The 12669-nt window shown below is 71.8% G+C and carries 6 protein-coding genes; 1 reads left to right on the top strand and 5 read right to left on the bottom strand.

Going from position 1 to position 12669, the window contains the following annotated elements; all coding sequences use genetic code 11:
- Positions 1 to 28: 28 nt before the first annotated feature.
- Positions 29 to 5950, bottom strand: a complete 5922-nt coding sequence (gene uvrA / locus F1599_RS23515; protein WP_150084708.1) for an excinuclease ABC subunit UvrA — start codon at positions 5948 to 5950, stop codon at positions 29 to 31.
- A 513-nt stretch (positions 5951 to 6463) separates the two neighbouring features.
- On the opposite strand from uvrA, the gene F1599_RS23520 reads away from it, so the two are divergent.
- Positions 6464 to 7828 carry an ankyrin repeat domain-containing protein gene (locus tag F1599_RS23520; protein ID WP_190286442.1) on the top strand — a complete coding sequence of 455 codons (1365 nt, stop codon included), beginning with the start codon at positions 6464 to 6466 and terminating at the stop codon, positions 7826 to 7828.
- A gap of 180 nt (positions 7829 to 8008) precedes the next feature.
- On the opposite strand, the gene F1599_RS23525 is transcribed toward F1599_RS23520, so the two are convergent.
- From F1599_RS23525 to F1599_RS23540, 4 genes are all read right to left on the bottom strand, one after another.
- A complete protein-coding gene (locus F1599_RS23525; protein WP_223819846.1) occupies positions 8009 to 9787 on the bottom strand; it encodes a TolC family protein in 1779 nt (592 codons plus the stop codon).
- Positions 9788 to 9887: 100 nt separating this feature from the next.
- Complete coding sequence (locus F1599_RS23530) at positions 9888 to 11051, bottom strand: ABC transporter permease (protein WP_150084711.1); 1164 nt, start codon at positions 11049 to 11051, stop codon at positions 9888 to 9890.
- Between the two features lie 44 nt (positions 11052 to 11095).
- The gene (locus F1599_RS23535; protein ID WP_223819847.1) at positions 11096 to 12124 is read right to left on the bottom strand and encodes an ABC transporter ATP-binding protein; all 1029 of its coding nucleotides are present in this window, start codon (positions 12122 to 12124) and stop codon (positions 11096 to 11098) included.
- Positions 12121 to 12669: HlyD family secretion protein (locus F1599_RS23540; RefSeq protein WP_150084712.1), on the bottom strand; the 549-nt coding region annotated here is incomplete at its 5' end. The genes F1599_RS23535 and F1599_RS23540, both read right to left, overlap by 4 nt.

Below are 12669 nucleotides of genomic sequence, written 5' to 3' on the forward strand. Positions count from 1 at the left end.
TCTTCTGTTGTCTGGGGATCGAGCGGGGCTATGCCACTGCCCCGCGCACCACCCTCGGCCCGACCTCGTTGGCCGCGACCGCCGCGGTGCGCGCCAGCACCGGCACCAGCGCCGCCCCGGTATGGCTGCCCGGCGTGCGCGCCAGCACGTCGGGCGGTGCCGCCGCGACGATGGTGCCGCCGCCGTCGCCGCCTTCCGGACCGAGGTCGATGACCCAGTCGGCTTCGGCGATCACGTCGAGGTCGTGCTCGATCACCACCACGCTGTGGCCGCCGTCGACCAGCCGGTGCAGCACGCGGATCAGCTTGGCGACGTCCGCCATATGCAGGCCCACGGTCGGCTCGTCCAGCACGTACAGCGTATGCGGCGGCTTCTGGCCGCGGCGTGTGATGTCGTCGCGCACCTTGGCCAGTTCGGTGACCAGCTTGATCCGCTGTGCCTCGCCGCCCGACAGCGTCGGCGACGGCTGGCCCAGCGTCAGGTAGCCGAGTCCCACGTCCTTGAGCAGCTGCAGCGGATGCGCGATGTTCGACTGCGCGGCGAAGAACTCCACCGCCTCGTCGATCTCCATCGTCAGCACCTCGCCGATATTGCGGCCGCGCCAGGACACCGCCAGCGTCTCCGCGTTGAAGCGCTGGCCGTGGCAGACGTCGCACAGCACCTTGACGTCCGGCAGGAAACTCATGCCGATGGTGCGCACGCCCTGGCCCTCGCAGGCCGGGCAGCGGCCGTCGCCGGTGTTGAACGAGAAGCGCGACGCGGTATAGCCCCGCGCGCGCGCCTCCAGCGTATCGGCGAAGAGCCGCCGGATCGCGTCCCAGACGCCGATGTAGGTGGCCGGGCACGAGCGCGGCGTCTTGCCGATCGGGGTCTGGTCGACCTCGAGCACGCGGTCGATCGCCTCCCAGCCGGTCACCGACTCGCAGCCCTGCCAGACATGCTGGACGTCGAGCTTCCTCACGCCCTTGCTGGCGCCCGCGGTGCCCGCCGCGGTCTCGCTTGCCTGCGCCGACTTGCGCGCGCGGCGCGTGGCCGGCGACGACAGCACCGAGCGGCCGACCGCATCGAGCAGATTGGTCATCAGCACATCGCGCGCCAGCGTGGACTTGCCGGAGCCGCTGACGCCGGTGATCGCGACCAGCCGCGACAGCGGCAGGCTGGCGGTGACGTTGCGCAGGTTGTGCAGCGTGGCGCCGTGCACGGTCAGCCAGCGTTCGGGCACCGCCGTGTCCGCAGTGCCCGCCTTGCCCCGCGCTGTCGCCGCCGACACGGGCCGGCGCGCCTGCAGCGGATGGACGATCGGCCGGGCCAGGAACTGCCCGGTCAGCGACGACGGCTGCGCCGCCAGATCGGCGACGCCGCCCTGCGCGACCACATGGCCGCCGCGCTTGCCGGCGCCGGGGCCGATGTCGATGATGTGGTCGGCGCGGCGGATGGTGTCCTCGTCGTGCTCGACCACCACCAGCGTGTTGCCCTTGTCGCCGAGCTTGCGCAGCGCGTCGAGCAGGATGCGGTTGTCGCGCGGATGCAGGCCGATGGTCGGTTCGTCCAGCACATAGCAGACGCCCTGCAGATTGCTGCCGAGCTGCGCCGCCAGCCGGATACGCTGCGCCTCGCCGCCCGACAGGCTGGGCGCGGCGCGGTCCAGGCTCAGGTAGCCCAGGCCAACCTCCTCGAGGAATTCGAGCCGGCTGCGGATCTCGCTGACCACGTCGCGCGCGATCTCGGCGTCGCGGCCGCCCAGCGTCAGCTGCTCGATCCACGCGCGGGTCTGCGACACGGTCCACTGCGCGATGTCGACGATCGAGCGGCCGGCGAAGCTGACCGCGCGCGCGGCCGCGTTCAGCCGCGTGCCGTGGCACGAGGGGCAGGCCGCATGGCCGACGCCTTCGGGCTCGAGCTCCTCCGACGGCAGCGTCTGCTCGCGGCCGCGTTCGTCGCCGCCGATCACGCTGTCGTCATAGGCGGCGCGCTGCTCGCCCGTCAGCGCCAGGCCGGTGCCGACGCAGCTCTCGCACCAGCCATGCTTGCTGTTGTACGAGAACATGCGCGGGTCCAGCTCGGGATAGCTGGTGCCGCATTGCGGGCAGGCGCGCTTGGTCGAGAAGACCTTGGTCTGGCCGACGCCATCGCCGTTGTGGCCGTTGCCGAACGCTTCGCGCAGGCCGTCCAGCGGCGCCAGCAGATGCATCACGCCCTTGCCGTGCTCGAGCGCCTGCTCCAGCAGCGCGCGCAGCGCCGCCTCGTTGTCGGGAGAGACCACCACGTCGCCGACCGGCAGCTCGATCGTGTGTTCGCGGAAGCGGTCCAGCCGCGGCCACGGATCGACCGGCAGGAAGGCGCCGTCGACGCGCAGGTGCGTATGGCCGCGCGCCTTGGCCCATTTGGCGAGATCGGTATAGACGCCCTTGCGGTTGACCACCAGCGGCGCCAGCAGGCCGACGTGCTGGCCGCGGTATTCGCGCAGCAGCTGCGCGACGATCGATTCGGGGCTCTGCGCGCTGACCGGCGTGCCGTCGTGCACGCAGTGCTGCAAGCCGAGCTTCACGTACAGCAGCCGCAGGAAGTGCCAGACCTCGGAGGTGGTCGCCACCGTGCTCTTGCGGCCGCCGCGCGACAGGCGCTGCTCGATCGCCACGGTCGGCGGAATGCCGAACACCGCGTCGACCTCAGGCCGGCCCGCCGGCTGCACGATCGAGCGCGCGTAGGCGTTCAGCGATTCGAGATAGCGCCGCTGGCCCTCGTGGAACAGGATGTCGAAGGCCAGCGTCGACTTGCCCGAGCCCGACACGCCGGTCACCACGTTGAACTTGTTGTGCGGGATATCGACGTTCAGCGACTTCAGGTTGTGCTCGTGCGCGTTGACGATGCGCACCACGTTCTCGCCCTGGATTTCGGCCAGCGCGCGCCGCGCGCGGCGGGCCGCCGGCGAGCCGTGCGCCGACTGCAGCCGCAGCGCGTCGTGCTCGGCCTGCGCGTCGCTGCGCCCGATCTGGTTCTCGTACTGCAGCAGCGCCGCGCCGGTATGCGAAGCCGCGCACCGCTTGACGTCGTCCGGCGTGCCCGCGCAGACGAGCTGGCCGCCGGCGTCGCCGCCTTCGGGGCCGAGATCGATCAGCCAGTCGGCGGCGCGGATCACGTCGAGGTTGTGCTCGATCACGATCAGCGAATGGCCGCCGTCCAGCAGCTTGCCGAAGGCGCGCATCAGCTTGGCGATGTCGTCGAAGTGCAGGCCGGTGGTCGGCTCGTCGAACATGAAGAGCCGCCCTTCGCTGGCGTCCGGCGCGACCCGCTTGCGCGCGGCCTGCGCGGTCTCGGCCAGGAAGCCGGCCAGCTTCAGGCGCTGCGCCTCGCCGCCCGACAGTGTCGGCACCGGCTGGCCCAGCTTCACGTATTCGAGGCCGACGTCGACGATCGGCTGCAGCACGCGCAGCACCTCGGCGTCGGCGGCGAACAGCGCCACCGCCTCGCTGACGGTCAGCTCCAGCACGTCGGCGATGCCCAGCGCGCGGCCGCCGCGCTCGATCCTGGCCTCGAGGATTTCGGCGCGATAGCGCGTGCCGTCGCAGTCCGGGCAGCGCAGGTAGACGTCCGACAGGAACTGCATCTCGACGTGCTCGAAGCCCGAGCCGCCGCAGGTCGGGCAGCGTCCGTCGCCCGAGTTGAAGCTGAAGGTGCCGGCGGTATAGCCGCGCTGCCTGGCCAGCGGTGCCTTGGCGAACAGCTTGCGGATCTCGTCGAAGGCGCCGACATAGCTGGCCGGATTGGAGCGCGCGGTCTTGCCGATCGGCGACTGGTCGACGAACACCGCATCGCCGATCTGCTCTGCGCCGACCAGTGCGCGATGCGCGCCGGGGCTTTCGGTGGCGCGGCCGAAATGGCGGGCCAGCGCGGGGTGCAGCACGTCCTGGATCAGCGTCGACTTGCCCGAGCCCGACACGCCGGTCACGCAGACCAGGCGCTGCAGCGGGATCGACACGGTGACGTCCTGCAGGTTGTGCTCGCTGGCGCCCTCGAGCACCAGCCGCGGCGTGGTGTCGTCGACCGGCCGGCGGACCCAGGCCGACGCATCGGCGACGCGGCGCTGGCCGCTCAGGTACTGGCCGGTCAGCGTGCCGGCGTGGCGGATCCCGGCCGGCGTGCCGTCGTAGACGATCTCGCCGCCGCGCTCGCCGGGGCCCGGGCCCATGTCGATCAGGCGGTCGGCGGCCAGCATCACCGACGGATCGTGCTCGACCACCACCAGCGTGTTGCCGGCATCGCGCAGCCGCCGCATCGCCTCGACGATCCGGTTCAGGTCGCGCGGATGCAGGCCGATGCTGGGCTCGTCCAGCACGAACAGCGTGTTGACCAGCGAGGTGCCGAGCGCGGTGGTCAGGTTGATCCGCTGCACCTCGCCGCCGGACAGCGTGCGGCTCTGGCGGTCCAGCGTCAGGTAGCCGATGCCGACGTCGCACAGGTACTTCAGGCGCGTGCGGACTTCGGTCAGCAGCAGCTTCAGCGCGTCGTCGAGCAGCGCGCTCGGCAGCGTCAGCGTGTCGAAGAAGCGGCGGATGCGCTCGATCGGCAGCAGCATCAGGTCGTGCACGGTCAGGCCGGGCAGCGCCTCGAGCTGGTCGCGCCGCCAGGCCACGCCACGCGGCATCACGCGGCGGGCGGGATCGAGCACGGCATCGGCGTTCTCGCGCGAGCCCAGGCGCCACAGCATCGCCTCTGTCTTCAGGCGTGCGCCGCCGCAGGTCTCGCACAGCGTGTAGCTGCGGTACTTCGACAGCAGCACGCGGATATGCATCTTGTAGGCCTTCGACTCCAGATAGTCGAAGAAGCGGCGCACGCCGTACCACTGGCTGTTCCACTTGCCGTTCCAGGCGGGATCGCCGTCGATGACCCAGTCGCGCTGCGCCTGTGTCAGTTCGGCCCACGGCGTGTCGCGCGGAATGCCGGCGCGCGCGGCGTAGCGCATCAGGTCGTCCTGGCACTCCTTCCATGCCGGCGTCTGCATCGGCTTGATCGCGCCCTCGCGCAGCGTCTTGCGCCCGTCGGGAATCACCAGGCCGAGGTCGACGCCGATCACGCGGCCGAAGCCGCGGCAGGCCTCGCAGGCGCCGTAGGCCGAGTTGAACGAGAACAGCGCCGGCTGCGGGTCTGCATAGCGCAGGTCGCTTTCAGGACAGTGCAGGCCGGTGGAGAAGCGCCAGATGGTGGCTTCGGCGTCGGCGGCTTCCGCGGAAGCCGCTTCGCCCTCCGGCAGCACGTAGATATTGACCCTGCCGGCGCCGCGCTTGAGCGAGGACTCGATCGCCTCGACCACGCGCGCCTTGTCGGCGCGCTGCAGGCGGAAGCGGTCGGCCACCACGTCGAGCATCTTGCGCGGGCCTGTCGGCGAGTTCACCACGCGCTGCGCCTGCACGCGGGTGTAGCCGCTGACCGACAGCCATTGCGCGATCTCGTCCTCGGTCGCGGACTCCGGCAGCTCGACGGGGAAGGTCACCGCCAGGCGCGGATCGCCGTCGCGGGTGCGTTCGAGCAGCTCGGCGTAGATCGTCTCGGGGGTGTCGTGGCGCACCGGCAGCGCGGTCTCGCGGTCGAACAGCTGGGCCGCGCGCGCGAACAGCAGCTTCAGGTGGTCGTTCAGCTCGGTCATGGTGCCGACCGTCGAGCGCGAGCTGCGCACCGGATTGGTCTGGTCGATCGCGATCGCCGGCGGCACGCCCTCGACGCGCTCGACCTGCGGGCGGTCCATGCGATCGAGGAACTGGCGGGCGTAGGCGCTGAAGGTCTCGACATAGCGCCGCTGCCCTTCGGCATAGAGGGTGTCGAAGACCAGGCTGGATTTGCCGGAGCCGGACGGACCCGTGACCACCGTCATTTCGCCGGTGCGCAGGTCCAGATCGACTTGCTTGAGATTGTGCTGACGCGCGCCGCGGATGCGGATGACGCCGGAAGACATGGGGGAATCCTTTCGATGGCCGCACCGCGCCCAAGGCCGGGGGCGGTGGAAAGTCGGGCGTAAACTTTAGCAAAAGTCCCGCGGACGCGTCCGAATGCCACCCGGACGCCGCCTGGCGGCCCGCCGATGGCCGCCGGACGCGCGACGCCGCACCGACTGCCGCCGATGCTCCCGGCGCGCTCCTTTGCACAGATTCCGGGTGTTTTCAATAGATTCCGCCAGCCGGCACCCATAGCATGGCGGCGCCGGCGGTGGGCGCGTCCGGTCGAGCGGCATACCGCTCCGGCTGCCGGAATCGCCGCCGGCAGTCTCCGCAGTCCCCCGGCCGCCGCTGGCAACGACAAGCCCGCCACCGGCGGCCGCCGGCAGCTACCCGATTCCACAGGCAGCCGCCTGCTCCCACCAGCAAGTCCACCGCCGTCCTTACGCCGCCAGCCCGCCATCCCGGCGCTCGGCTGGCAACCGGCGCCGCCACCTTCCGCGGCGCCCATCCCCAACGCCAGGAGAACACGCATGGTGCTAACAACCAGGAGTCTCGTCGACGCCAAACCTGCCGGTGCGGCGGGCGGCGCACCCACCGTGGAAGGGGCGGAGGTCGCCGCCCTGCATGCCGCCCTGCATGCCGCCATCACGCGCGGCGACGCCGCGGCGATCGACACGCTCGCCGCCGGCCAGCGCGCGCTGCTGCGGGTGCCGGACCGCGATGGCAATACCGCGCTGCACCTGGCGATGCTCGCCGGCGGCGATCTGAAGACCGTCGAACGTCTGCTGCAGCATGGCGCCGATCCGGCGCTGACCAACGTCAATGGCGATACCGCGCTGCATCTGGCCTTCCTGGTCCGGCCGCCCGCGCCGCAGCTGGTACGCGCGCTGCTGCGCCAGCTGGAGTACCAGGGCACCCATGCCGCGAAACTGGCGCTGTCGGCCCGCAATGGCGACCATCAGCCGCCGGTGGCGCTGGCGGCGGACACGCTGGCAGACGACGGCGCGCTGTCGGCCACCATCGGCGAACTGGTCTCGGACTATCTCGGCTGGCTCGCACGCAGCGGTACCGGCGAACTGGCCCACGCCGCCGGCAGCGGAGACGTGGCGCAACTGGCGCCGTGGCTGGCGCGCGCCGAATCCTTGTCGCTGCCGCTGTCGCCGCGCGGACACGGGGCGCTGGCCATCGCCGCCGGGCGCGGCCATCTGGCGGCAATGCGCGAGCTGATCGCGGCTGCGCAGCCGCACGGCGCCTGGCTGATAGACCTGGCCTCCTTTCCCGACGGCGAGACGCCGCTGGCGCGCGCGGCGTCCTTCGGCCGGCGCGACGCGGTGGCGCTGCTGCTCGAACATGGCGCCGCGGTCGACGGGCGCGACGCTGCGCGGCGTACGCCGCTGATGCGCGCCGCGGTCTACGGCCATGCGGACGTGGCCGCGACGCTGCTGGCCGCGGGCGCCGATCCGCGGGCGTGCCAGGCCGAAGGCTGGACGCCGCTCGGCTACGCGGCAGCGGCGCTGCACCCGGAGGTGGTGGCGATGCTGCTGATGCATGGCGCCGGCGATAGCCTGCAGCAGCACAATGCGGCGCTGCGCACGCCGTTGCTGCTGGCGGCGGCGAGCGACGAGCTGGGGCGGTCCCCGGCGGTGCGGGCGCGCACGGTGGCCCTGCTGCTGCAGGCCGGTGCCGGCGTCGATGCGGCCGATCAGCACGGCACGACGCCGTTGATGTTCGCCGCACGGTCCGGCGACGTCGCCGTGGTCAGGCTGCTGCTCGAGGGCGGCGCCAATGCGCTGCTGCGCAATGCCAAGGGGCACACCGCGCTGACGCTGGCGCAGGCCGCGGGACAGCACGAAGTCGCCGCGCTGCTGGCCGCGGCGGCGAACGCGCCGGTCTGAGGAGCCGAGCTTGGACGCCGGGCCGACGCTTCAGCGCAAGGCCGTGGTTCCGTGGCGCCGCCGGTCCCGCCCCGCCACCAGCCTCCGCCGAGGCTCAGTGCGAGGCCGTCGTCGCGGGGCCGCCGGCGAGTTCCCGCGGCGCGCCGTCGGCCTCGGCCTGCCACCAGCCGCCGCGGAGGTTCAGCGCGAGGCCGTGGTCGGGGGGTTGGCGGCCCGGTGCGGCGGCGGGGCCCCGGCATTGGCCTCGGCCTCGGTCTGCCACCAGCCGCCGCCGAGTGCCTGCAGCAGGGCCGCCGAATCGGCCAGCCGATCGGCGCTGGCCCGCGTCAGCGCCAGCGTGGTTTCGCGATGCTGGCGTTGCGCGTCGATCAGCGCCAGCTGGCTGACGCCGCCGAGCCGATATTGCTCGGTGACGATGGCAAGCGTGGCGGCGGCGCGCCGGGCCGCTTCGGCCCGCGCGCGCAGCGTGGCGGCATCGCTGTGCACCGCCTGCAGCGCATCGGCAACCTCGCGCAGCCCCTGCAGCACCGCCTGCCGGTGCGCCGCCAGCGCCTGGCGATAGGCCGCCTCCGCCGCGCGTTGCCGCGCCCGCAGCGCGCCGCCGCGAAACACCGGCTGCACCAGTCCCGCGGCGATATTCCATACATTGAGGTGATCGAACAGGTCGCCGCCGCTGCGCGACTGCGTGCCCGCGCTCGCCGACAGCGTCAGGCTCGGATACAGGTTGGCGGTGGCGACGCCGATATCGGCGCTGGCCCGGTGCAGCAGCGCCGCGGCCGCGCGGATATCGGGACGCCGGCGCGCCAGCGTCGAGGGCAGGCTGACCGGCAAGGTGTCGGGCAGCCGCAGTTCGGCAAGGCGGAATACCGGCACGGCGGTGGCCGGCGCGTTGGAAGCGGCCTGTCCCGCCTCGCTGTCCGCCCCAGGTTCGGCCGCCGGTCCGCCCGTCGGGGCGCTCGCCGCTTTGTTCGACCGCTCGCTCGACGGTTGGCGCGCGCGTTCGCTCGCCGGTCCACTGGTCGAAGCGCTCGCCGCCTTGTGCGCCGGTTCGCCCGCGAGTTCGCTCACCGGCTCCGCCGCCGCTGCCGGCGGCAATCCCAGATAGACCGCCAGCTGATGGCGCGTCGCCGCCAACTGCCGCGTCAGGCCCGGCAGCAGCGTCTCGGTCTGCGCCAGTTCGCCGCGTTGGCGCTCCGCTTCGACCCTCGCGGTCCCGCCGAGCGTGACCCCTTGCTCGACGATCGCCAGCTGCCGCCGCTGCGCGTCGACCAGCGCCTCGGTGTCCTCGATCTGCGCGCGCAGGCTGGCCTCGCGGATGGCGGCGGTGGCGACATTGGCCGCCAGCGACAGCCGCGCGGCCTCGAGCTCGAAGCGCTGGAAATCCACCGCCGCGCGCAGGCCTTCCAGTTCACGCCGCTGGGCGCCGAACAGGTCCAGCACGTAAGAGACCCGCACCGACGCGCCGTACAGCGTGAAGGGCGGGGGACTGGGGAACGCCGTGATCCCCATCGACTCGATATTGACCTGCTGGCGCGCGGCGTCGAGGCGCGCGTCGATGGCGGGCCACTGCGCGATGCCCGCCGCCGCCGCGTAGTCGTGCTGCGCGCGCTCGAGGCTGGCCTGCGCCTGCGCCAGCGTCGGACTGTTGGCGAGCGCGGTGCGGATGGCGCCATCGAGGGCGGCGCTGCCGAACAGCCTCCACCACTGCGCCGGCACGTCGGCGCCATCGAGCAGACGCTGCGCATCACCGTGCCGCACTGGCGCGGAGGTCGTCGTCGAAGGCGAGGACCCGGCGCCGTAGCGGGTGCCGTCGGGCGCTGGCGGTGCGACGAAGTCCGGGCCGACGGCGCAGCCGGCGAGCAGCGTGGCGGCACCGACGAGCGGTGACAGCCGTTTGCATCGGAACGCGGACAGGGTCATCGCAATCTCCTTGCTGGCATCGAGGTTTGGCGAACGCATCGGTCGATCGTCACAGCCCGATCGGTCTTCACAGTCGCTTCGGCAGTCGCAGTCGCATCGGCCATCACCGTCGCATCGGCACTCACAATCTCACCGCCCCTCAATCCAGCGTCCGTCGATAGAAGCGCACCGCGATCGCCATCACCACCGCGGTAAACAGCAGCAACGGCCAGACATTGGGCCAGAGCTCTGCCCAACCGCTGCCCTTGAGCAGGATGCCGCGGATCATCCGGTGGAAATACGTCATCGGCAGCAGGTTGCCGATCGCCTGCGCCCACTGCGGCATGCCCTGGAACGGGAACATGAAGCCCGACAGCAGGATGCCCGGCAGGAAGTAGAAGAAGGTCAGCTGCATCGCCTGCAGCTGGTTCTGCGCCAGCGATGACAGCGTGATGCCGACCGTCAGGTTGGCGGCGATGAACAGCAGCGCGGCCAGATAGACCGCGACCACCGAGCCGACGAAGGGCACGCCGAAGACCCAGCGCGCCGCCAGCAGGATGATGGTGCTCTGGATCAGCCCGATGAAGACATAGGGCACAATCTTGCCGCTCATCACCTCGAGCGGGCGCACCGGCGTGGCGAGCAGGTTCTCCATCGTGCCGCGCTCGCGTTCGCGCGTCATCGCCAGCCCGGTCATCATCACCATCGTCATCGACAGGATCACGCCCATCAGGCCCGGCACGATGTTGTACTGGGTCAGGCCCTCGGGGTTGTAGAGCCGGTGCACCTGCACGTCGAAGGCCGGCTTGCCGCCGGCGAGCGGCGCCAGCGGGCCCTTCAGGTCCTTGTCGGCGACCGCGACCGGCATCTGCGCCAGCGCGGCCAGCGCGGCGCCGGTCGCCGAAGGATCGGTGGCGTCGGCCTCGACCAGCACCGCGGGCCGTTCGCCGCGCAGCAGCCGGCGCGTGAAATCGGGCGGGATGGTGACGACGAACTGCAGCTCGCCGCGCATCAGCGCCTCGCGTCCCGCGGCCTCGTCCGGCAGCGTGCCGATTACGCGGAAATAGCGCGAAGCCTGCATGCTGGCCACGAGCGAGCGCGTGAATTCGCTGTGGTCGGCGGCGATCACGCCGGTGGGCAACTGGCGCGGATCGGTATTGATGGCGAAGCCGAACAGCAGCAGCTGCAGCACCGGCAGCCCGACGATCATGCCGAACGTCACGCGGTCGCGGCGCAGCTGCAGGAATTCCTTCAGCACGATGCTCCACCAGCGCCGCAGCGAGAAGCCGAGGGGCGCTTCGCCGGCGTGCCCGCCGGCTCTCATATCGCCTCCCGCATCTCCTCTCGCATGGCCTCGCGCATCGCGCCTCACGGTCCGGCCCTCCGTGCATGCCCGGCGGCCCGCCGGTCCGCGCGCGCACTGTTGTCGGCCCGCATGTTGTCGTCCGCCCGGTTCATCATGTGGATGAACACGTCCTCCAGGCTGGTGTCCACCGGTGCGATCCGATGTCCGCCTTCGCCGGCCAGCCGCCGCAGCGTGGCTTCCAGCGCGGCGGCGTCGCGGCCGGTCACGTGCAGCGCGTTGCCGAACACCACGGTCTGCTCGACCGCCGCTTCGTCGGCGAGCTGGCGCGACAGCGCGTTCAGGTCGCCGCCCTCGACCGACCAGGTCGACAGGCCCTGCGCCGCCACCACCTGCTCGGCGGTGCCCTGCGCCAGCAACTTGCCGTAGGCGATATAGGCGAGCTTGTGGCAGCGCTCGGCCTCGTCCATGTAATGCGTGCTGACCAGCACCGAGATGCCGCGCGCGGCGAGCCGATGCAGTTGCTCCCAGAAATCGCGCCGCGCCTTCGGATCGACGCCGGCGGTGGGCTCGTCGAGCAGCAGCAGCTCCGGTTCGTGCAGCAGGCAGGCGGCCAGCGCCAGCCGCTGCTTCCAGCCGCCCGACAGCGCGCCGGCGAGCTGGCGCGCGCGGCTGGCCAGCCCCAGTCCGTCGAGCGCGCGCTCGACCGCCGCCTTGCGATCGGGCACGCCGTAGACGCGCGCGACGAAGTCGAGATTCTCGCGGATCGACAGGTCTTCCCAGTACGAGAACTTCTGCGTCATATAGCCGACGCGGCGCTTGATCTGCGCGCTGTCGCGCAGGATGTCGAAGCCCAGGCAGGTGCCGTGGCCGGCGTCGGGCGTCAGCAGCCCGCACATCATGCGGATCGACGTGGTCTTGCCGCTGCCGTTCGGGCCGAGGAAGCCGAAGATCTCGCCGCGGCGCACCTGCAGCGTCAGGCCGTCGACCACCTGCTTGTCGCCGAAGCGCTTGCCCAGGTCGTGCACGTCGATCGCCAGTTCGGGGGCATCGCGCTCCATCGTCGGGGTGTCGGCTGGCGCGCTGCCGTTCATGGCCGCGCTCCACTTGCGGGGGCCGTTGGGGCCGATTCGTTCGTTGCCGCCGCAGCCGGCTCGACCTCCACCGGCTGGCCCGGGTGCAGCCGCGCCGCGTCGGCCGGCGCCGGACGCGCCTCGACCAGGAAGACCAGCTTGCGCCGCGTCTCGTTGCTGTAGATCACCGGCGGCGTGTATTCGGCCTGGCTGGAGACGTAGCGGATCGTGGCCGGGATCGCGGCGCCGCAGCCGTCGCAGGTCAGCCGTACGGTTTGCCCGGCCCGCAGCGTGCCGACCGCCGCTTCGGGCACGAAGAAGCGGACCTTGACGTTGCCCGGCGGCAGCAGCCGCACCACCGGGCTGCCGGCCGGCACCCATTCGCCCTGCCGGTAGAGCGTGTCGTAGACCAGGCTGCCCGCGGGCGCGGCGATGGCCTTGCGCGAGAGCCGCCAGTCCGCCTGCGCCAGCGCGGCGCGCGCGGCTTCGACCTGGGCCTGTTGCGCGCCGCGGCGCGCCTCGCGTCCGGGCAGTCGGGCCACCGCCAGATCGCTGCGCAGCTCGCG

It is taken from the genome of Cupriavidus cauae (assembly GCF_008632125.1).
Lineage (GTDB): Bacteria > Pseudomonadota > Gammaproteobacteria > Burkholderiales > Burkholderiaceae > Cupriavidus > Cupriavidus cauae.

What these genes read in the sequence shown, in the direction of transcription:
- F1599_RS23530 (WP_150084711.1), bottom strand. Translation starts at nt 11,051, where the DNA reads ATGAGAGCCGGCGGGCACGCCGGCGAAGCGCCCCTCGGCTTCTCGCTG.
- F1599_RS23535 (WP_223819847.1), bottom strand. Translation starts at nt 12,124, where the DNA reads ATGAACGGCAGCGCGCCAGCCGACACCCCGACGATGGAGCGCGATGCC.
- F1599_RS23520 (WP_190286442.1), top strand. Translation starts at nt 6,464, where the DNA reads ATGGTGCTAACAACCAGGAGTCTCGTCGACGCCAAACCTGCCGGTGCG.
- F1599_RS23525 (WP_223819846.1), bottom strand. Translation starts at nt 9,787, where the DNA reads ATGCGTTCGCCAAACCTCGATGCCAGCAAGGAGATTGCGATGACCCTG.
- uvrA (WP_150084708.1), bottom strand. Translation starts at nt 5,950, where the DNA reads ATGTCTTCCGGCGTCATCCGCATCCGCGGCGCGCGTCAGCACAATCTC.